Consider the following 20,699-nt stretch of genomic DNA (forward strand, 5'->3'; position numbering starts at 1 on the left):
GCATATCGATTAATCCTTTTAAAATTTTAAAAATAAAGGATAAGGGAGAGCAATCATTATGTTTGAAATCAGCGATGAAACATTACGATTAATTAATAAAACCTGTAAAGGAAAAAAGCACTTGAAACTAACCGTTGGCTACTTAACGGACAATCAGTCTATTATAAAAGTCTATAATGAAAGCGGTGAAATTGACTCGGCAAAAAAATATCATTATGAAATTGGTTCTATTACGAAAACTTTCACTGTATCGCTGTTATCAAAATACATATTTGAAAACAAGGTGTCGTTAAACGACTCTATACAAAAATACATAAAAGAACTTAAAGAAGATACGTATTATCCTACATTGCTCCGCCTCGCTACTCACTCTTCTGGATATTCAGGAAGCTTACCTTTAAATAAACGAGAATATTTTAAAATAATTTTAGGTTTGATTTTTGGCGGAAGTGATTTGAACAAAAATAATCCGTTGCATATGGATTTTAACAAAATGAAAATGCTAATTGAAAGAACTAAATTGAAAGAAGTAGATTATTCATGGAAATATTCTAATTTCGGTATTTCACTTATTGGGTATGTGTTAGGAACTGTCTCAGGCAAAGGATATTGGGACACTATGAATGACTTTCTTCATAATGAGCTTGGACTAAAGGATACTTGTTTAGGCACTTCACACAATAATTTACAGGGCTATGACCGCAAAAATAATGGTTGCGGCAACTGGCAGTGGGACAAAGAAAACTTTATATCACCTGCGGGGGCAGTATCCTCAACGGCTGAAGATTTACTTAAATACGCAAAAATAAATATGTACGAAGATAAACCATATCTTTCTTCTTGTCATAAAAAACACGGTAATGGAATAAAGAAATTTGATATGGGTCTTGGATGGTTGCTTTTAAAGAAAAATAATAATGTAGTGTTGCACGGCGGTGGAACAGGATGCTTCAGCTCATTTTTAGGGATTGATAAAGAAAATAAAGTTGCGTCCGTCGTTTTAGCTAATTATAGATTAGGTAGAAATAATGATGAACATATAGGAATGTCTTTATTAGAAAGTCTGCAAAAGTCAAAAGATATATAAGAATAGTCTACAAAATAACGAAGAAAATTAGTCTATTAAAGTTCACCTCACCCCTTTAATATCAATTAATTGAGAGATTATCATCAATATACCGACCTTCAAAAAGCATAGATACCGCTTCTTTTTTTGATGAAACCGTGCTATTATCATTAAGGTTTATGAAGAACAGAAGATTTTTGTCTTTACGTACATTCTTTTGGTATAGTGTTAGAAATAAGGAGTGGGTAAGTTGGTTTTCACTGAATTCTTCCAGCAGTTTCCCGTAAAGGTTTTAACGGTAGCGCTGCTGATTATACTTATCGTTTATTTTATTCGCAAATTCATTAAGCTTTTCTTTGATAAAACGAGCTTTTTAGATGAAAAACGAGAAGAAACCTTAATGCATTTTTCTAATCAGGTGACAAGAGTAGTAGGCCTGGCTTTTTTCTTTATTTATGTGCTTAGCCATTTCTTTGACTTTGGAAAGATACTCACTAGTTCAGTAGTGTTGGCCAGTGCCTTGGCAATAATCCTCCAGCATATTATCCGTGATTATATAATGGGACTGACTTACCTGTTTGAACGTCAGATCCATCACGGAGATTATGTTATTCTCAACGGAAACCGCCAAGGAAAAATAGAAGAAATCACCATGCGCTACTTAAAGATTCGTCAGTATGACGGCTACCTCTATACCGTCTCATATAGCAACATTACGGAACTTCAGAATGGAACCCGAGGAAGACGCCGGGTAAATGAAAGTCTTATTCTCAACTATAGACAAAATCCGGAAGATGCCTTCAAAGTAATGGAGCAAGTAGCACAAACATGTAACGAGAAATATGGCCAGTATTTGTTGAAAGATGTGAATGGAATTCCTATAGAGAGCTTTCAATTCAATCAAATTACTGAACTGAACGTAGATTTTAAAGGTCACCAATATTCAGTATCAGGCCTTGTGAAGGAAGCTGATTTTGTAGAAGCGGGTCAAAAGGTGAGATATGAACTCGCAATGGCTGCCTACAAAAATGATCTAATGATGGCTGAAAGCTTCGAGACAAGCCATTAAAAATAAAACTCGTATCTTATTTATATACAAGCTTTTATCTTAAAAAATATCTATTAAGTACTTCTCCAGTACAGATTAATTATCTGAAACAGAAAAAATTAATTAGTACATCTAAATTATTCTTCTAGCGATATGGTAAAATTAAACAAAATACTAAAAGAGATAAAGGGGGAGTAACTATGTCACAAAAAGCTAATTATACAAAAATCAACTCCAAAATGTGGGATGAGTGGGCTTCAGCTGGAGGAGAATGGTCATTAGCTATTAATCATCAAGATTTTGCAGATGCAACTCAAGGTATTTTTGATATTTACTTAACACCTTGTAAGCCTGTTCCACATAACTGGTTTATTCCATTTAAAAAAGCAAAAATATTGGGACTTGCTAGTGGAGGAGGACAGCAATGCCCAGTCTTTGCAGCGCAGCATGCAGAAGTTACAGTGTTTGACTACTCTGATAAACAATTAGAATTAGAAAAAATGGTGTCCGCTAGAGAAGGCTATTCTATTGATTTAGTTAAAGGCGATATGAGTAAGACATTTCCCTTTGAAGATGAGACGTTCGATATGATTTTTAATCCCGTATCAAACTGCTATATTCAAGATGTTGAACACGTTTGGCAAGAATGTTTTAGAGTTCTTAAAAAAGGTGGCGTTCTGCTATCTGGCTTTGCAAACCCTGCTCTCTATTTATTTGGAGAAGATGAGAAAGAATTACAAGTGGTTCATAAATTACCTTATGACGGAACTAAAAGTACGATAGAAAATGATGAAGAACTTATAAAGAACGGCGGTGTACAGTTTAGTCATTCTTTAGAAACTCAAATTGGTGGACAGCTAAAAGCTGGATTCACTCTACAAGCTCTTTATGAAGATCATCACCACAAAGGGAAAATCACTGAATATATGCCTTGTTATATTGCAACTAAATCCATTAAATAATAGTTGGTTATCATGTTGAATGAATTACCTCAACTTTTTCTAACAGACGATCAAAAGGGGACAAGCAATTTTGTTCATTCCTATACTAGCCGAATAGATTAAAAAAATACATTTTAGAAAAGAGATTTCCACCTAAACATAAGACAATAGAAAAAGTTTTCTATTGTCTTATGTTATGAGTTTGATTCTTCATTTGGATAAAGAACAAAATCATATAATTCGCCTCTTAACCGATCGTTATAAAATTCAATTTTACGATTTAAAATGTCTAGACTCTGTTGTAAAGTTTGTATTTCCTGTTGTACAAGGTGTTTGCGGTTTTCAAGTAGATGTAATCTCTCTTGTATTGTTTTATCACCTATTGCACGCCATTTAGTGTATTGTTTTAACTCTGTTATTAACATGCCTGAACCTTTTAAATGGAGGAGAAACTTCCCCCATTCAATATCATCATCCGTATATCTTCGTAAATTATTCTCATCCCGATTAGGTGTAAGCAAACCTTGTCTTTCATAATATCTGAGGGAACTTGCTGTTACGCCAAGGATTTTTGCAAATTCTCCAATTGAATAAGCCATCGTATTCACCTTTTCTATCATTTATTTGGACTAATACTGAATGCTTAAAGTCAGTTATATATAATTGTTTTTTCTTTAGTATTGTCTCCTTATATCTATTGAACTTATCATTTAAAGTCGACTTTAAGTCAATAATGAATTTCTTCTTAAAACATCGACATTCTCTTGTTGACTTAAACCTAAGTTTAAGTCTTATACTACATCTGTTGTAACGATCAAAATAGAAAGAAAGGATGAGAGAGAGATGCCGGAAAAACAAACCGCAGGACGAGAGCTGTTAGGGGAATTTGCTCCAAAGTTTGCTGAGCTTAATGATGATGTTTTGTTTGGCGAAGTATGGGCGCGAGAGAAAGAGTTATCTCCGCGTGATCGAAGTATGATTACAGTTTCTTCCTTAATTGCGGGTGGAAACTTTGAGCAATTAACGCCGCATCTTCAAAAAGCAAAGAAAAACGGAGTAACCAAAGACGAAATTGTAGAAGTGATTACTCATCTTTCGTTTTATGCAGGGTGGCCCAAAGCATGGTCTGCTTTTAATATTGCTAAAAAAATTTATAACGCTTAAAAGGAGAGAGAAGAAATATGAAGCATGAAGAATTAAGTAATAGCACAATCTTTCCACTAGGACAAAAAGTGGAAGCCAATTTTAGTGGAGACGCCTATTTAAAAATGGTATTTACAGACGAAAAGCCGCTTAACACATCTATTGGAAATGTAACTTTTGCTCCAGGATCTCGTAATAACTGGCATTCTCATAAAGTTGGACAAGTATTATTAGTAACAGGTGGAGAAGGCTGGTATCAAGAAGAAGGTAAAGCAGCACAGTTAATAAAAAAAGGTGATGTCGTGAACATCCCACCAAATGTGAAACATTGGCATGGCGCCACAAAGGATAGCTGGTTTGTGCACTTAGCAATGACACCAGGAGAAACAGAATGGCTAGAACCTGTTGATGATGAATGGTTTAATAAGTTATAAGCATAACGTATATATGCCGTTTTAAGAAACTTGTCAAATGATTACTCGCTTTTCATTTTATGGCTAGCAGCAATTGGCTCTGAAGAACCCAATGAAAAGCTTTTCAGCGATAAGAAACAAATCGATTGGTAACACCCGTGAGTAAAGATCAAAAAAGATTTATAAAGAGAAAAGCTGTATGTAAAACTAAATGAATTATTACTTGCTGAATTTGTTGCTAATGCGTACGTCAGCGTAGTTGAGTGGTGGCTCAAAAATGAAAAGCCATATTCACCGAGAGAAATGGCAGAAAAAGCAGGAGAGCTTTTAGAAAGAAACTTATAAACTTAGGTTTGGTTGGACAAAAGCTTTAGAAGAATAAAATTATCCATCTCCCATTCTTAATTATAATATCTTTTTTGTTTTAATTTGGTAATAAAGGGTAAATGTTCTAATAATCACCTAAAAATAGGAGGAGATCAAATGAGAAAAGCGAAACAAGCTGTTGTAGCTTCTGCCGTAGGTTTAGCTGTGTTAGCGACGCCATTAGCTCTACCGAATTTAGGAGGTTCTGCAGGCTCTGCAGAGGCTGCAGAAGTTGGAGGAGACGTAACAGTTGATCCCGTAGCCATAGGACAAGCGATTGCAGATGCGGCTAAAACAGCCGACAATCGAAGTGGTTTCGTCAAGGGAGCAATGGAAAAAGCATTCTTTGAATCAGGTCAACGATACAATGTAATGGTTATGAATTTGAGCCAAGGGTATAATTCAGATCAATTACAAGGTGTTCAATATTTTGACACCGTAGATTATGATGGTATTACCTATGGTGTCTGGGTATTTGAAGAAGGAACATTTATTAATGAAGGCGATGGAGGTTATGATAACTGGGCTTTTAGAGGATGGTTTGAACGAACAGGAGATGACGAGAAAACAGTCAATTTTCATAGACCTTAATGAAAAATAGAGATAAAGATAACAAGAGATTCCCATTAGGGAAGAGCATAGGAAGAGCCTTTACCGCCATGGTAAAGGTTTTTCTCATTGAATAAGTTTGCATTTTCAAGTTAATATAGTTTCGCGGATACTACTTAATTAAGTACTTACATTATAAAAAAACAAGGCGTCATTAAAAAGAAATAAAATATATTTAAGGAGTTTATTTAAAACGTTACAATTTTTTTAATTCTTCTTCCTGCTGACTTATATAAGCATTGCCCCACTTCTCTAAAGATTTTAGTATTGGAACAAAACTTTCTCCAAGATCTGTTAAATAATATAAAACCCTTTTAGGGTTATCGTTTGTTTCTTCTCTTTTAATCAATCCTTTTTTTTCCATATCCCTAAGCTGCAGTGTAAGGATACGCTGGGTAATACCCGGTATTTCACGGCGCATTGCATTATAATACATGGGTGATTTTGATAACAAAGATAAAATAATACCTTTCCATTTACCACCCATCATATGCATCGTTAACTCAATTGGACAAGCACGCTTTACAGTTAACGTACAAGGACCGTATTGATCACTTTTAAAGTCTGACATTTTTTCACCTCAATGGCTAGTAACAAAATTGTGCCTTCTTGTTACGTCTATTTTTTCTTACTAAACTTATATTATCAAATAAAACAAAAGAAGGTGCATCGATTGGAATTTGTCCAAATTTCTAGACATATTTACAAACTTACTTACAAAACTGTTGTAGGAATTCCTGTCAAAATTAATACATGGTACGTGCTAGATGGTGAGAGTGTTCATATCATTGATACAGGAATGAAAGACTATGCACATACTCAGTTAAATATAGCAAAATCTTTAGGTATCCCCAAAAGTATTTTACTCACACATGGCCATTTAGATCACATTAATGGCGCCAAGTATTTAAGAGATAATTTAAATATTCCTATTTACGCCCACGAAGTTGAAGCGCCTTTTATCAATGGCGAAAAACCATATCCAAATAAGGCAGAAAAGGAAACAACAGGGGTGGAACATCAAGTTGAAAGTCTAAGTAACAACATCATTAAAAAGTTACCTTTAGATGTGTATTTAACACCCGGTCATACACCAGGACATGTGATATACCACCATAAAGATGACAATGTGCTGCTAACTGGAGACTTATTCTTTTCTAATGCTGAATCCTTACATCCGCCGATTCGAAAGTTTACAGTTGATATGGGTGAAAATATTAATAGCGGACGAATTATAGATGAAATTAAACCTTCTATTATTTCTTCATCACATGGCGAAGATGTCAAATACAACTGTGATTTATATCCTATTTATAAATTTATATATGAATAAGAGGGAGAAAAATGAAAATACAATTATTTCAAACAGAGATTATAGAAGGTGAAGTTAAGCAAAACGAAAACCGCATTGAGTCCTTATTTGAAGAAAAGCTGCATATAGATACTGAGATTGTTGTGATACCTGAAATGTGGAATACAGGTTATGATTTAAAAAATGTAGCAGAAAAAGCAGATATTGATTTAAAGAGAGCTTTTCCCTTTATTCAACGTTTAGCAATCAACCATCAAGTGAATATCATTGCAGGTTCAGTTTCAAATAAAAGAAATGAAAATATTTATAATACAGCCTTTGCTATATCAAAAACGGGTAAGCTGCTCTATCAAAAAGATAAGATACATCTCGTGCCGATGTTGGATGAACATCATTATTTAACAGGGGGAGATGAAGTCCCAGATGTCTTTGAGATTAACAATATCAAAGCCAGTCAAATTATATGCTATGATTTACGTTTTCCAGAAATCACACGCTACCCAACGTCTCAAGGTGCAAAAGTCATATTCTACGTTGCACAATGGACTACCAGAAATATAGACCATTGGAGAACACTATTGAGGGCAAGAGCTATAGAAAATTGTGTTTATGTCATTGCATGTAACAGCGTGGGAAAAGTGAGTAATGAAAATCATGTCGGCAACACATACGCGGGGCATTCAATGGTCATTGATCCCAATGGAAACATCGTAGAAGAGGGGGGAGATCAAGAAGAGATTATAACAGCGGAAATTGATATACAGAAAGTTACAGAACAACAAACATACATTCCAATATTTGAAAGCCTGAGACCGGATGTTTATAAGCATGCAGAATAGAAATTTGTATATCATCTTAAATTTGGATGTTATCAGAATATCTTATAAAGGTTTACTAAAAAAAGAGGCAGTTTCACCTGAAAATACTATATTTTTTAAAATTAACATATGTATAAAAGGTGCACTTCTTATACATTAGTTTCTCATCCACCTACTGAGAAAACGTTGATCAGTCAACAATGTATAAAAAGCTGCATACTCCGGAAAAAGGATCCTTGGAAGAACTATCCTTCGTCAAGGGTCCTTTTTTATAATGTTTTCTGGAAGAGTGATTGTGTTAACAAATTATGTATGAATTATACATACGCTTTTATAAGGATTTTAATATATAATTATACTTAAGGTAAAAAAGAATTATTTTAGGAAGAGGAAAATGTGTGAAATGTAGTCGATTGTTGCTTTTATCGTTAATTAGTAGTTTTTTCGTTATTTTAGTGTCCTTGTTCCAGTGGGATCTGGTTGATATGATAACAGAATTTTTAATGTTACCTATTTGGTTATTTGTATATGCTTTCTTTATCATAATGACTATATGGACATTAATTCATCTTTTTAAAAAGAGAAAGTGGCAGCCGTTTGTTATTCAGCTCATTACTATCTTATTATGGTTTTTCTTTCCATTCAATCAAGTCAACTTAGATCTCAACTTTAAAATCCATCAAGATAAGAGAGAAGAGGTTGCAACTCAAATAGAAAATGGTGTTATTAAACCTAATGTATCTGATAGTCCATCACTTATTCAATTACCTAAAAAGTATACTCAATTGTCTAAAGGTGGGGGCGACATCGTAGTAGAAACAAAAGGAAAGGCTAAATCAATTCTTTTCTTTACATACCGTGGGATGCTAGACAATTTTTCGGGGTTTGTATATAACCCAAACGATAACAAACCTTCAAAAAGCAATTTTAACGGGGATTTTGAACAAATAAAAAAAGTACATAAAAACTGGTATTATGTATCTTCTTATTAAAAAGAACCTGCTGTTTTGACAGCAGGTCCTTTTTGTTACTTATTTCTTTTTTAACCTTTTAACAACTTTAAAAGCTAGGAATCCTATTAAACCAATAATTATTAAGAATAATAGCAATACTTTTTATTTCATTGAAACAAAGAGAAAGGTGCGTTCATTGTAAATATACAAATGGATTGCAAGAAGATTCATGCTGTTTCTCTATATGAGCAGTGTTTATTTAGGTACAAATCAATAGCCTTGACATAAAAACACCCCCATCATTAGAGTTTTTTTATCTAATAATGGGGTGCAGTTCAAACCGTGGGAAAGGTGTTTTATGCCTTTATTGGTTTTCGTTTTCGCTATCGTTATCTATAACATTATCGTTATTAATATTATCACCATATTTGAAATCAATAATTCTTTTTCTAATTTCTTCTCTAATTTCAGGGTTTTCTTTTAAGAAAATCTTAGCGTTTTCTCGTCCCTGTCCTAAACGCTCCTCATTATATGAAAACCAAGATCCAGACTTTTGAACAATATCTACTTCAGAACCGATATCTAAGATTTCTCCTTCTCTTGAGATACCTTCTCCATACATAATATCTACTTCAGCAATGCGGAAAGGAGGCGCCATTTTATTTTTGACTACTTTAATTCTTGTTTTGTTACCAACTATGTCATTTCCTAGTTTAAGTTGTTCAGCACGGCGAACCTCAAGACGAACGGAAGAGTAGAATTTTAGTGCTCTTCCACCTGGCGTTGTTTCCGGATTTCCAAACATAACGCCTACTTTCTCCCTGATTTGGTTGATGAAGATGGCAATGGTTTTGGACTTATTGATTGCTCCAGATAGTTTACGAAGAGCTTGAGACATCAAACGAGCTTGTAGACCTACGTGAGAATCTCCCATTTCTCCTTCAATTTCTTTTTGGGGAACTAATGCAGCTACTGAGTCAACAACAATAATATCTACAGCGCCACTTCTAACTAATGCTTCAGCAATTTCAAGTGCCTGTTCACCAGTATCTGGTTGAGATAACAGTAACTCATCAATATCTACACCTAGTTTTCTTGCATAAACTGGATCCAGTGCGTGTTCAGCATCAATAAAGGCAGCTCGGCCTCCATTTTTTTGTACTTCTGCAATTGCGTGTAAGGAAACGGTTGTTTTACCTGAACTTTCGGGCCCGTAAACTTCCATAATTCTTCCTTTGGGATAACCATTAATTCCAAGAGCTATATCTAAAGCTAATGAGCCTGAGCTAGATGCCTCAACTTTTGTATGTGTGCCTTCGCCCATTTTAATAATTGATCCTGTACCGAATTGTTTTTCAATTTGTTTTAGAGCCATATCTAGTGCTGCTTTTTTATCATTCATAATTTGAAACCTCCGATTGTTATTACGTTTACAATAAACGCCAAGGTATTTCGATAAAGAATAAGAGTTGGCTCAAATGTTTTTGCTCCGTGCGAGAAAATTTTGTGTTTAACTGTCTTAGTTTGCTCTGGTATTCCTTTATTCATCTCTAAACCCTTAGTGTCGAACAAATGTTCCTGTTGTGTAATCATACAATAAACGCATCTAATTGTAAAGGCGAAAGTTTTTCTACAAGCTAGCTAAAAGAATATCTTATATTTATAAAAAGTAAGTTTATACTTTAGCATTTACTTATCAAATGATAGAAATTAGGGGAAAGGTAGCTTTTTATATAAGTAGAATCGATTACCATCTACATTTTTAAATTTGGGTATATATGAATCTATAAATCTGGTTAGACTAATAACGCATTCCTGATATTCCTAGTTACTATAAAACAGATCTTAAGAAGAAATAAAGCAGTCTACACAAATAGACTGCTTTTTGATTAATTATTTACCTGTTTCAGCAAAACGCTGAATACGTTCAGCGATTTCATCACGTACACGCTGGAAGAACGCCCATTTCTCTTCATCTGTTCCTTCAGCTTTTGCAGGATCGTCAAATCCCCAGTGTTCACGTTTCACATGGGGAGGCGTTACTGGGCAGTGATCTGCTGCATGGCCACATAATGTAACGACCAAATCCGCATTATTTAAAATTTCAGGGTCAATGACATCAGATGTTTGGTTTGAGATATCAACACCAGCTTCTTTCATTGCTTTTACAGCATTGGGATTTAATCCATGAGCTTCTAACCCTGCACTGCGTACATCCCATTCATCATTATTTAGATATTTTTTTGCCCATCCTTCAGCCATTTGGCTACGGCAAGAGTTACCTGTACATAAGAAATAAAGTGTTTTTTTAGACATGTGTAAAATCTCCTTTGTGATGTGTTAAGAAATAATTGATAACCAAATATATAAACCAACAAGCGTAATAAACAATGTTGGGATGGTTAACATAATACCTGTTTTAAAATAGGTTCCCCAAGAAATCTTAACTCCTTTTGTCGAAAGAACGTGGAGCCATAAGAGAGTGGCTAGAGAGCCAATAGGTGTAATTTTTGGTCCTAAGTCCGAACCAATGACATTTGCATAAATCAAGGCTTCTTTAATTGTACCTGTTGCAGAAGTTGCATCAATGGCCAAAGCATCAATCATCACGGTTGGCATGTTGTTCATAATCGATGAAAGTATGGCTGCAATGAATCCCATGCCAATGGTTGCAGCAAATAATCCATGGTCAGCCGTTGCTTGAATGAGGCTTGCTAATACTTTAGTTAGCCCTACATTACGTAATCCATAGACAACAACATACATACCAATCGAAAAGAAAACAATCGCCCACGGAGCTCCTGCTAACACTTTTTTAGTGTGAACAGCGGGACTCTTTCTTGCTATTCCTAAGAATAAAATCGCAATAATACCTGCGATAATAGAAACAGGAATATCGAAAAACTCACCAATAAAGTAACCAAGAACTAAAATGAATAAAACGATTCCTGATAAACGGAACATTTTCTTATCTTTAATGGCTTCAACCGGTTTCTGTAAATCATCTAGATTGTATTTCTTAGGGATGCTTTTACGAAAGTACAAATATAAGACAACAATACTTGCCAAAAGTGAGAATAGATCTGGCACAATCATACGTGATGCAAATTCAGAAAAGCGAATACCAAAGAAATCAGCTGATACAATGTTGACCAAGTTACTTACTACAAGAGGTAACGATGTTGTATCTGCAATGAATCCACTGGCGATAATAAAAGGGAAGACCATTTTATCTTCAAATTTAAGTGCTCGTACCATGGCAAGTACAATAGGTGTTAGAATTAAGGCTGCTCCATCGTTTGCGAATAATGCTGCTACTACAGCTCCAAGGAGGGATACATAAACGAACATGCGAACGCCATTGCCTCCTGCAGTACGCGCCATATGTAAAGCTGCCCACTCGAAAAATCCAATTTCATCTAAAATTAAGGAAATAATAATAACTGCAATAAACGTTAATGTTGCATTCCATACAATTTGAGTTACATCCAGCACGTCATGGAAATCAACCACACCTGCTAAAAGAGCCAATACTGCGCCTCCACATGCTGACCAACCAATAGACAAGTTCTTTGGCTGCCAAATGACAAAAATCAATGTCACTAAGAAGATGAGGGAGGCTACTATAACTGATATCACTTTACAGACCTCCTATTATTAGCAACAATTAATACGTAAACCTTGCTTTTCTAGTTCTTTTAATCGTTCATCTTCGCTTGGTAAAGAATCGAGTATATCAAGGACAAACTGATAATAGCTGTTTTCTTTATTTAAGGAATAGAAGATCCAATGTCCTTTTCGTCTTTCACTTACGAGTTCGATAGCTCTTAACTTCCGCAAGTGTTGGCTAATAGCCGGTTGACTTGCTTTATAAATTTCAACTAGCTCACAAACACAGCACTCGTTATTTTGGAGCAGCTTCATCATTGACAATCTTGTCTTATCTCCAAGCAGCTTCAGTATCTGTACTGCTTTTTCCACTTCTACCTGCGCTTTTACATCCATTATGACTCACCTCCTTATTTTCAAATATAATTATATAAGTATTTTATTATATATTCAACGAAAATATACATTTTAAACATTAATCAAAAAAAGTTGATTAATGCCTTGATTTATCTAAATTTTCCAGATATGATGAATACATCAAAAAAAATTGATTTATGAAAGTGAGGATGAAAGCAGTGAGAGTCAACAACTCTGGAAACTTATCTGTTACGTACTTTCGAGCCTATTTTCATTTAGTTATGAACACCCAAGGGATGGACCAGAAGGAAGCACAAAACCTAATCTTTCAGCGTTTTTTTCATCAAGATCCTATGCTAAGAGGGGAAACTACATATAGTAACTTTAAAAAAGCTGCCGAAAGCTTCGATCATTAAATCAAAAAAAGTTGATGAAGGAGAATGACAATGGAAACAGTTAAGGAAGGAAAGCACCCATTTAAACAGTACGAACAAAAATTTAAAGCACTTGCTGATCAAAAGAGATTAGAAATTATGTATGAGCTCTGCCAGCGGGGACAGACATGCGTATGTGACCTAACTGAATTCTTTGGGATGTCTCAATCTAAACTTTCCTATCATTTAAAAATTTTATTAGAAGCAAACCTTATCACAAAAGAAACAAAAGGGACATGGAGCTATTATGATTTACATGATAAAGAGGTAAATCACTTGTTATCTGAGGAGCTTTGCTGCTTGTTTAGAAAAGATACAAGTAAAAGCGGCTCCTGCTCTTAAATTAATATATTTAAAATAATATTGTTTATAATGCGAAGGAGGAAGTGTAAATGAAATATGTTCACGTAGGAATTAATGTAACGAATCTAGAGGCGTCCATGGAGTTTTATCAAAAGGTATTTGGCGTTCAACCTGTGAAAACGAAAGTAGATTACGCTAAATTTTTAGTAGATGAGCCAGGATTAAATTTCACTTTAAACGTACGAGACGAAGTAAAAGGTAATCAAGTGAATCATTTCGGCTTCCAAGTAGAAACTCCTGAAGAAATCCATTCTCATAAATCACGATTAGAAAAAGAAGGCTTCTTTGCTCGTGAAGAAATGGATACAACTTGCTGCTATGCTGTGCAAGATAAGTTTTGGGTAACAGATCCGGATGGAAACGAATGGGAATTCTTTTATACGAAATCTGATAGTGAGGTTCACCAGAACAGCGATGGGCCAAATGAAAAGCTACCTGTAACTAATGCTTGTTGTTAATCATTAGTTAACATAAAACCATTTATCGGTAAAAATAAAAAGCAGACCTTTAATTAAAGATCTGCTTCTTTTCTTTAGCAAAAACTAAATATGTTCCCACTAAAAACATGATGCCCAAACCTATAAAGATTAACCAGTACGTTAAAGGGAAACTATAGGAAACTTTCATAACTCCAGTATTTCTATCTAATATTCTAACGGTGTAAGGAGTATATGCTGTCTTAATAGTTAAGTACGTTAATAAAGCTTGAGCAATAAGAACTATCCCTATTGCACATTTCATTATATTGCCCCCAGACTCATACATGTTTCTGTGTACAGTTTAACACAAAGGGGCTTACTTAATATGCTAGTTACCATAATCACTCTTTCAGGAACATATGAAAAAGAGAAACTTTATGGGAATAAGGGTTCTAACAGAGTCATTTTTATAAAATATAGACATCTTTATACGTCCCTTATGTATCGATGTTTCTGTCTAGGCTAAATAATAATGGAGTGCATAAAAGTCTTATCTTATATACATTTATAAAAAATCTGAATAAAAATAACCCAGTAAATATTGAATATAGAGATTGAGTAAGCATGAACAAAGACTAAAAGAACAAATCAAATTCACCTACTTTAAAATAAATCCTTACGCATTTCCCGTGTTCTAACACCATCTTCAATTTTTTCTGCAATGTCCATTAACCTTTCAATGTCGGAAAAGGAATACATTCGGGTACCTGAAGAGTTTCGTTTTGGAAAAATAAGCTCTCGCTCTTCATAATAACGAACTTGTCTTTCTGATAAACCTGTCATTTCAGTAACGATTTTTATAGTCATAACTTTCTCATCTAAATATGGATGATTTTTAGTCAAGATTATCCTCTCCTATTTCCATTCTTTATCAGTATATATGTTATTAACTTTTGGTTTGTATATAGAAATGAAGTTTATTAAAAATACCACATTATAAACACTTCTTGATGAAAGGCGTTTGTAGTTATTGAGAGTGACATTAGGTTAACTAATTTCAAAAAGCAAGTGTTTCAAAATCCATAATAAGAAGAACATAAGAGCTTCTAAATTGCTCAAATTTACGTCGAACTATTTATTTTATTATATGTAAAACCAAAGTTCATTCCCTCAGAGAGCGTTTCTCTGTATATTTGAAATATATTTTAATCTGATTACTAATGAAATATATGGATACGGTGCAACCTATATCATTCTAGGCATTTTCATTCCGATAAATAAAAAGACTTGCTTTAGATAGAAAGCAAGTTGAAAGAAGGATAATCACTTTGGTGATTCCATTATAATCCAATAATTATAGTGAATCATTAAAATATGGTTAAAAATAAATTAAAAGTAAATTAATTCATTAAAAGTATTAATTAACCTTTTGTTTAAGTTTCGTTAAAGTAATTTTATTAATTCCAATAAATTTTTTAACTTTATTCCTTTAGTGTTAGAATAAAGTTAAAAATTAGGAGTCCGTAAAAGTATATTTTTTCGAATGGGATAGCTGTTTTTTTAAGTCATTTTTTTACAATCCCAAAAAGTGTACTTTTTGAGACTATCTATATTGGAAAAACTTAACCATAAATTAACTATACATAGTTAAGGGGATTCTGGTGCATAAGTGTTGAAATGTTGTACTGAGAAGCTATCAAAAGAAGATATTCTTTATTTCGCGGGTGATTGTCCACTCGTTCCAATTCTGAGCGTTTCTCATAATACTGTTTTTAGTGAAGAACGGAAAAAAGCAATTATTTGCTATCAATATCTCTATGTGTTACACTATGTTTAACTTGTTTTTGTTCGGTATAAGATTGAGAGAAGAAAAAACCTTAAACAGAAGTTTTTATCTTGAAATAGTATGATTGGGCAAGAAAGGTAATACATNTTTAGTTAGGAGGTATTTGAAATGAGTATTCCAAAGGAAAATAAGCCAATTTTACTGACAGTTATTTTGCTGGCGGCTGCGTTTGTTGTATTTTTTGCAAATCGGCTGCTTCCCCAAAATTCAATTTTCCCAAGTGAAACCGGTGATTTGACCATTCTGCTGTGGCTGTTTTTTGCGATAGACGTTGGCTTTATTGTGGCATTAGTTTTGGGAGTTCGAACAAAGAGGCCGAGCGTTGTGTGGTTTAGCATTATCGCAAACAGTATCTTTTTTGTTTTGCTTTCTGCTTTGATTTTTTTATTAGCAATTGCAAATGGTATTTCCGAGCCGTAAGCTTATTATTTTTATTATAGGTGAATGATAAGGATTTAGAGAGGTTGATAGATTATGATGATAGGCGGTTCTTTGCTGATTGCACTGCTGCCAGTTGTGCTTTTACTCCTTGTAACTTGGCTGTTCAGAAAGATGAAATGGAACAAAGTCGTTAGAACGCTTCCTTCAATGCTAACCGTTATTGCTGCTGTCGTTCTTATTTATATTGGCTATGTAGAGGTAAGAGGTTTTGAAGGTGCGGGCTATTTGTTTTTATCCGTGTTTTTGCTTTTATTCGCGCTTGTATCCTATATCGTAGCTAAAAAGCCTGTACAATAATTTTTATAAACTTTATAAATCCCCCCTACACGTAGTATAGGAGGGATTTAATATGAAAAATATTATTTTAGATGTAAAAAGCGTTTTGAAAAAAGTAAGATGTCGTCACCTAGTGAAAGAAGTACTTGATATTGTGGGATTAACCGGCAGAGAAAACGATAAAGTTCGAACGTATTCTCTTGGAATGAAGCAAAGGCTCGGAATTGCCCAAGCGCTCTTAGGCGACCCGGACTTGTTGATACTAGATGAGCCGGCCAACGGCTTAGATCCAATGGGCGTACGTGAACTGCGCGAGCTGCTTTTTACCTTAAAACGGGACTATAACAAAACGATTTTGATTTCTAGTCATTTGCTGGATGAATTACAGCGAGTATGTGATCAAATTGTTGTGATGAGAGAAGGAGAGTTAATATGGGACGGCGCTCTAGACCAGTTAGCATCCGGTAAAAATCTGGAAGATGCATCGAGAACAAGCGGTCACGGAAACTTGGGTCTAGGTCTTTATATTGCTCATTCCATTGTGAAAAACCACGGGGGAAGCATCACAGCCGATAATAAAGAGACGGGAGGAGCGTTGTTTAAGATTGTTCTTCCGATGGGAAAAGAGTAAAACCATAAAAAGAACCCTCAAAAAAGACAGTTCCAAAAAGGGTAAGTAAGAAAGAAATGTACATGTTCCTTTGGGGGGACTGCATCTGTACAGTAAAATTTATATCACGTATACCTCCATTAAAACGTTGAAAAATAATCCAATAATAGAAATGAATAGTTGATAATATGCTTTATAATCTATAAAAAAGACTGCAAAGCGGTTGTATACCGTACCTTGCAGTCTTTTTCGGTTCTATTTGCGTAAGAAGTCTCTTATAAATTCATTCACCTTTTGGGGCTGCTCATGCTGAGGGGCATGTCCTACACCGTCTAAGCGGTGGATCGTTACATTTGGAACGTACTCTTCAATGCCATCTAAATTACTGTTTTCAAACGCTTGGTCCGCATTTCCCCATACAATTAAAGTCGGAGACTGAAATACTTTATGCGGCAGGGCTACAGGTTTATGAACGCGCTCTTCAAATGGATAAAGAGAAGACGCACGGTAGTAGTTAAGCATGGATTTCATTGCATTCGGCTGGTTCCACGCCTCTACATATTTAGCTTCTTCTTCTTTTGTTAAATAGCCTTTTTTAATGCCTGGCTCTGTCAGCATGTTTCTTAGCTTTTCGCTATTATTTGCGAGTAGCTCATCTTGAGAATTTGGCTGTTGGAAAAAGCTCATATAGCTGCTTGCTTCCCGTTGAGCAGGATTTTCAGCAAGCTCTCTTATAAATGTGTAAGGGTGCGGTGCATCGAACATTACTAACTTTTTGACATACTGCGGATATGTATAAGCAAATGCCCATGCAACAGCGCCGCCCCAATCGTGTGCCACTAACACACATTCTTTTTCACCAAACGCTTCAATCAACTGTTTTACATCTTCCATGAGAAGGGGCATGCTGTAAGAAGAAATATCTTCCGGCTTATCTGATAAGTTATAGCCTCGCATATCTACAGCTACCACGCGGTAATCTTTCGAAAACTCTTCCAACTGATGGTGCCACGTATACCAAAAGTAAGGGAATCCGTGTAAAAACAGCATAAGCTCGCCTTCACCTTTTGTCACGTAATGAAGATTTACATTATTCACTTTTACATAACCGTCTTTAAACATGTTACTCATCCTTTCGCTTTTACTCTTTATTATAGAAAAACTTTACTCTTTATTAGTTGATGTATCAAATAATAAGGTTTCTTTACGCGATAAATGAGCTATAAAGCTCTTTTAAAACCCTTATTTTGGTTATTGTTTGTGAAATATAACACCGATATCCCCAGGTTATATGTGATGCTTCGCTTGACTTAGAAAAAACGAATATGTACAAAACATAAGGAGTAAAAACTTGAGCTTGTAATGAATACAGCAAAAAAAGCTCTCTAAAAGTACTTTTAGAGAGCTTTTCTAAAAATCACCGGCCTTGGCGATTCCTAAATTAGATTCAAAGTCGGTAATGTACACACAGGCATTGGTATACTTTTCAGATGCTTTATAGCTGAATTCTCTACTTACACTATAATCTTCACCTATAGGTTTATAAGCTTGAATAGATTTAATTTGGTTGTCTAAAGACAAATCAAAATTATGAGTGGCTTTTTTTAATTGTTCGAGCTGCAGCTTGGTGAAACTATCGCGATGCTTTTGGATTTCGTCTTGCATGAGCTCTATTTTATATTTAGATACGGTGTTAATATGATCAATCGCAGGCCTCACATCTTTTTTTATCTGTGCTTCAGAAGAATGGAAGTGTTTATCATTAAATGAATCTGACACGTTATTGCTTTTTTCTGAAATTTTTGTTGCATCTATAACGTCATGCACATTGTTCATGAGCGTAACTTCATAGATAGTCTTGCTTGAATTAAATCTTTTATAGGATTTTACGTATTCTTTTTCTGTTAATGCATCTACATCTCTTTTTAATTGCGCTATGCTTTCTGTTAATTCCCTATCACTTTGTGTTTCTACTTTTGACGTACTATTGATAGACGCAGACAGAAGGTTAAAATCGTTTTTATAGCTTTGAAACGTTTTATCTTCTATCTTTCCGTCTTTATTGACTAACCGTTCACACTCGTTTTGCAGAAATTTCAGCTCTATGGCCAGCTCTTTTTTTGCTTCGCTTCCATCTATGCTTTCATTGTTTGAACGTGCGTGACTGCACCCCATTAACCCCAGCGCTAAAGCGATTGTAATGGTTCCCGTTGTTATCTTGCTTATGTTCCTCATGTTGAAACTCCATTTCTATTTGTTTATTACTTACATATAAAAACTATATCATATAAATGGAATATTTATCTAATTATAGTTTTAGCAAATTCTAATTAGATGTGAAATCCCCTTTAGATAAATCCAAAAAAGTATTATAATGGAATTTGTGAAAAAAATAGTATTAAATGGAGGAATCATCATGAAAGTAAGACTGCTGCTAGGAATACTCCTAGCATTCTTGTTCATTCTGGCTGGATGCAGCAAGGAGACGGACACTGCCCAGCATAAGAAAGAGAAAAAAAAGGATAAAAAAATAAAAATAGTAGAAGAAAAAAGTTATACACTTGTAGATTCCATCACTCATGATAACGTACTGAGCTATTCTGCGGTTATAAAAAATGAAAGTGACAAAACGCTTAATGTGAATGATACCACTATAAAATATGTAAACAAAACTGGAAAAGTCCTTGATCCGCATATTATTCCAAGTGACCCCGACGTTCATCTTGCTCCCTATGTACTAAAGCCGGGCGAGGAAGGGTACATTTCAGCAGAAGGAATTATTAATAAAGAACCAGATACATATAATGTAAAGGTCAAGATTAATCCGATAAAGCCTGCAAGTAATGTACAGAGCTTGAAAATTAAAGGCGACGCAATGAGTCAGGAAAAAGAGAATCACATCCTACATATCAAAGGAACAGCTACAAACAATACCAAAGAACCTACTGAATACATTCTGGTTGGTGGAGCCTTATATGGAAAACAAAATGAGTTTATAGGAACTATATTTCAATCCGAAGAAGCGCAGCTGACTCCTGGAAAATCCATTCCTTTTGACGCTACTTCATCACAAATCCCTGATAAAGAACTAGCAAAAGTGAAAAAATATAAAGTAGTAGCTTCTACGTATCAAGAGTAAAAGAGTCTTCACATCAGACTCTTTTTGTTATTAATTTGACTTTATTTAAAGGAGGAAATCAATATGTCTAGAATTGCTAAAACCCCCGAACCGCCTTATTATGCCGTTATTTTTGCTTCTGAAAGAACAGAAGGTGAGAAGGGTTATGGAATCATGGCAGACAAAATGGTAGAGCTTGCATCTAAACAAAAAGGCTTTCTAGGAATAGAAAGTGCCAGGGACAAAGACTTAGGCATTACCATTTCATATTGGGATTCCTTAAAATCAATCAAAATGTGGAAAAAAAACTCAGCCCACCGCGCAGCCCAGCACAAAGGAAAAAAAGAATGGTATCAAAAGTTTTCGCTTAGAGTTTGTAAAGTGGAAAGACATAGCTTTTTTGAGATGTAGGGCGTATATGCTTAATTGTTTTAAAAAGGGGAGAAGCCGTTATGTTTTATGGCGTTATAGGATTTATAGCCGTCTTTATCACGTTGTGTTCATTAGAAGCAAAGCTAAAAACAATCGTTAAGCAAAATGATAGAATCATTGATTTA

The 20,699-nt window shown here is 34.7% G+C and carries 25 protein-coding genes and 2 pseudogenes; 17 read left to right on the plus strand and 10 right to left on the minus strand.

What is annotated here, in order from left to right:
* Positions 1 to 58: 58 nt before the first annotated feature.
* From ACFX4W_RS13550 to ACFX4W_RS13560, 3 genes are all read left to right on the plus strand, one after another.
* Positions 59 to 1,087, plus strand: coding sequence for a serine hydrolase domain-containing protein (locus ACFX4W_RS13550; RefSeq protein WP_280559436.1), 1,029 nt, complete (start codon positions 59 to 61; stop codon positions 1,085 to 1,087).
* A 220-nt stretch (positions 1,088 to 1,307) separates the two neighbouring features.
* A complete protein-coding gene (locus tag ACFX4W_RS13555) occupies positions 1,308 to 2,135 on the plus strand; it encodes a mechanosensitive ion channel family protein (protein WP_230184391.1) in 828 nt (275 codons plus the stop codon).
* 179 nt (positions 2,136 to 2,314) lie between these two features.
* Positions 2,315 to 3,076, plus strand: coding sequence for a class I SAM-dependent methyltransferase (locus ACFX4W_RS13560; protein WP_043981839.1), 762 nt, complete (start codon positions 2,315 to 2,317; stop codon positions 3,074 to 3,076).
* Between the two features lie 173 nt (positions 3,077 to 3,249).
* Here the strand turns inward: ACFX4W_RS13560 and ACFX4W_RS13565 are convergent, their stop codons facing one another.
* Positions 3,250 to 3,654, minus strand: coding sequence for a MerR family transcriptional regulator (locus ACFX4W_RS13565; protein WP_280559438.1), 405 nt, complete (start codon positions 3,652 to 3,654; stop codon positions 3,250 to 3,252).
* 244 nt (positions 3,655 to 3,898) lie between these two features.
* Here ACFX4W_RS13565 and ACFX4W_RS13570 point away from each other — a divergent pair, with 244 nt between their 5' ends.
* The 4 genes and pseudogenes from ACFX4W_RS13570 to ACFX4W_RS13585 all read left to right on the plus strand — a co-directional run bounded on the left by ACFX4W_RS13570 (position 3,899) and on the right by ACFX4W_RS13585 (position 5,568).
* Positions 3,899 to 4,219, plus strand: a complete 321-nt coding sequence (locus ACFX4W_RS13570; RefSeq protein WP_274157118.1) for a carboxymuconolactone decarboxylase family protein — start codon at positions 3,899 to 3,901, stop codon at positions 4,217 to 4,219.
* A gap of 17 nt (positions 4,220 to 4,236) precedes the next feature.
* Positions 4,237 to 4,632 carry a cupin domain-containing protein gene (locus ACFX4W_RS13575; RefSeq protein ID WP_097823756.1) on the plus strand — a complete coding sequence of 132 codons (396 nt, stop codon included), beginning with the start codon at positions 4,237 to 4,239 and terminating at the stop codon, positions 4,630 to 4,632.
* 201 nt (positions 4,633 to 4,833) lie between these two features.
* Positions 4,834 to 4,956: pseudogene (locus tag ACFX4W_RS13580) on the plus strand (TetR-like C-terminal domain-containing protein); the annotation flags it as partial.
* A 138-nt stretch (positions 4,957 to 5,094) separates the two neighbouring features.
* Positions 5,095 to 5,568, plus strand: a complete 474-nt coding sequence (locus tag ACFX4W_RS13585) for a hypothetical protein (RefSeq protein ID WP_043981843.1) — start codon at positions 5,095 to 5,097, stop codon at positions 5,566 to 5,568.
* 214 nt (positions 5,569 to 5,782) lie between these two features.
* On the opposite strand, the gene ACFX4W_RS13590 is transcribed toward ACFX4W_RS13585, so the two are convergent.
* Complete coding sequence (locus tag ACFX4W_RS13590; RefSeq protein ID WP_162214028.1) at positions 5,783 to 6,157, minus strand: winged helix-turn-helix transcriptional regulator; 375 nt, start codon at positions 6,155 to 6,157, stop codon at positions 5,783 to 5,785.
* 102 nt (positions 6,158 to 6,259) lie between these two features.
* On the opposite strand from ACFX4W_RS13590, the gene ACFX4W_RS13595 reads away from it, so the two are divergent.
* The 3 genes from ACFX4W_RS13595 to ACFX4W_RS13605 all read left to right on the plus strand — a co-directional run bounded on the left by ACFX4W_RS13595 (position 6,260) and on the right by ACFX4W_RS13605 (position 8,708).
* Positions 6,260 to 6,919, plus strand: coding sequence for an MBL fold metallo-hydrolase (locus tag ACFX4W_RS13595; protein WP_097823753.1), 660 nt, complete (start codon positions 6,260 to 6,262; stop codon positions 6,917 to 6,919).
* Positions 6,920 to 6,930: 11 nt separating this feature from the next.
* The gene (locus tag ACFX4W_RS13600) at positions 6,931 to 7,737 is read left to right on the plus strand and encodes a carbon-nitrogen family hydrolase (protein ID WP_280559439.1); all 807 of its coding nucleotides are present in this window, start codon (positions 6,931 to 6,933) and stop codon (positions 7,735 to 7,737) included.
* Positions 7,738 to 8,114: 377 nt separating this feature from the next.
* Complete coding sequence (locus ACFX4W_RS13605; protein ID WP_280559440.1) at positions 8,115 to 8,708, plus strand: hypothetical protein; 594 nt, start codon at positions 8,115 to 8,117, stop codon at positions 8,706 to 8,708.
* Positions 8,709 to 9,033: 325 nt separating this feature from the next.
* On the opposite strand, the gene recA is transcribed toward ACFX4W_RS13605, so the two are convergent.
* From recA to ACFX4W_RS13625, 4 genes are all read right to left on the minus strand, one after another.
* The gene (recA, locus tag ACFX4W_RS13610; protein ID WP_043981848.1) at positions 9,034 to 10,071 is read right to left on the minus strand and encodes a recombinase RecA; all 1,038 of its coding nucleotides are present in this window, start codon (positions 10,069 to 10,071) and stop codon (positions 9,034 to 9,036) included.
* Between the two features lie 491 nt (positions 10,072 to 10,562).
* A complete protein-coding gene (gene arsC / locus ACFX4W_RS13615; protein ID WP_043981850.1) occupies positions 10,563 to 10,985 on the minus strand; it encodes an arsenate reductase (thioredoxin) in 423 nt (140 codons plus the stop codon).
* A 24-nt stretch (positions 10,986 to 11,009) separates the two neighbouring features.
* Entirely contained in the window at positions 11,010 to 12,308 is a 1,299-nt protein-coding gene (locus tag ACFX4W_RS13620) for an arsenical efflux pump membrane protein ArsB (protein WP_043981851.1), read from the minus strand.
* A gap of 18 nt (positions 12,309 to 12,326) precedes the next feature.
* Positions 12,327 to 12,674: an ArsR/SmtB family transcription factor gene (locus ACFX4W_RS13625; protein WP_028410070.1), complete on the minus strand. Its 348-nt coding sequence runs from the start codon at positions 12,672 to 12,674 to the stop codon at positions 12,327 to 12,329.
* A gap of 407 nt (positions 12,675 to 13,081) precedes the next feature.
* Here ACFX4W_RS13625 and ACFX4W_RS13630 point away from each other — a divergent pair, with 407 nt between their 5' ends.
* Positions 13,082 to 13,411, plus strand: coding sequence for an ArsR/SmtB family transcription factor (locus tag ACFX4W_RS13630; RefSeq protein ID WP_043981853.1), 330 nt, complete (start codon positions 13,082 to 13,084; stop codon positions 13,409 to 13,411).
* A 50-nt stretch (positions 13,412 to 13,461) separates the two neighbouring features.
* A complete protein-coding gene (locus ACFX4W_RS13635; RefSeq protein WP_043981854.1) occupies positions 13,462 to 13,890 on the plus strand; it encodes an ArsI/CadI family heavy metal resistance metalloenzyme in 429 nt (142 codons plus the stop codon).
* Positions 13,891 to 13,939: 49 nt separating this feature from the next.
* On the opposite strand, the gene ACFX4W_RS13640 is transcribed toward ACFX4W_RS13635, so the two are convergent.
* Positions 13,940 to 14,173, minus strand: a complete 234-nt coding sequence (locus ACFX4W_RS13640; protein ID WP_043981855.1) for a hypothetical protein — start codon at positions 14,171 to 14,173, stop codon at positions 13,940 to 13,942.
* A 347-nt stretch (positions 14,174 to 14,520) separates the two neighbouring features.
* Positions 14,521 to 14,718 (minus strand): annotated as a pseudogene (locus ACFX4W_RS13645) (MerR family transcriptional regulator); the annotation flags it as partial.
* Positions 14,719 to 15,805: 1,087 nt separating this feature from the next.
* Between ACFX4W_RS13645 and ACFX4W_RS13650 the strand changes: the two are divergent.
* The 3 genes from ACFX4W_RS13650 to ACFX4W_RS13660 are packed head-to-tail and all read left to right on the plus strand — an operon-like array spanning position 15,806 to position 17,045.
* Positions 15,806 to 16,117: a hypothetical protein gene (locus tag ACFX4W_RS13650; RefSeq protein WP_162214660.1), complete on the plus strand. Its 312-nt coding sequence runs from the start codon at positions 15,806 to 15,808 to the stop codon at positions 16,115 to 16,117.
* Positions 16,118 to 16,171: 54 nt separating this feature from the next.
* Entirely contained in the window at positions 16,172 to 16,435 is a 264-nt protein-coding gene (locus tag ACFX4W_RS13655) for a YesK family protein (RefSeq protein ID WP_237074324.1), read from the plus strand.
* 52 nt (positions 16,436 to 16,487) lie between these two features.
* Positions 16,488 to 17,045: an ATP-binding cassette domain-containing protein gene (locus ACFX4W_RS13660; RefSeq protein ID WP_372482304.1), complete on the plus strand. Its 558-nt coding sequence runs from the start codon at positions 16,488 to 16,490 to the stop codon at positions 17,043 to 17,045.
* Between the two features lie 234 nt (positions 17,046 to 17,279).
* Here the strand turns inward: ACFX4W_RS13660 and ACFX4W_RS13665 are convergent, their stop codons facing one another.
* Positions 17,280 to 18,146 (minus strand): alpha/beta fold hydrolase, encoded by an 867-nt coding sequence (locus tag ACFX4W_RS13665; RefSeq protein ID WP_237074325.1) that lies wholly within the window; start codon positions 18,144 to 18,146, stop codon positions 17,280 to 17,282.
* A gap of 288 nt (positions 18,147 to 18,434) precedes the next feature.
* Positions 18,435 to 19,259, minus strand: coding sequence for a hypothetical protein (locus ACFX4W_RS13670; protein ID WP_280560025.1), 825 nt, complete (start codon positions 19,257 to 19,259; stop codon positions 18,435 to 18,437).
* 181 nt (positions 19,260 to 19,440) lie between these two features.
* Between ACFX4W_RS13670 and ACFX4W_RS13675 the strand changes: the two genes are divergently transcribed.
* Positions 19,441 to 20,163, plus strand: a complete 723-nt coding sequence (locus tag ACFX4W_RS13675) for an FxLYD domain-containing protein (RefSeq protein WP_237074327.1) — start codon at positions 19,441 to 19,443, stop codon at positions 20,161 to 20,163.
* A 63-nt stretch (positions 20,164 to 20,226) separates the two neighbouring features.
* Positions 20,227 to 20,553 (plus strand): antibiotic biosynthesis monooxygenase family protein, encoded by a 327-nt coding sequence (locus ACFX4W_RS13680; RefSeq protein ID WP_237074328.1) that lies wholly within the window; start codon positions 20,227 to 20,229, stop codon positions 20,551 to 20,553.
* Positions 20,554 to 20,699 lie beyond the last annotated feature (146 nt).

The sequence above is a fragment of the Priestia sp. YIM B13489 genome (assembly GCF_042787645.1).
Taxonomy (GTDB): Bacteria; Bacillota; Bacilli; order Bacillales; family Bacillaceae_H; genus Priestia; species Priestia megaterium.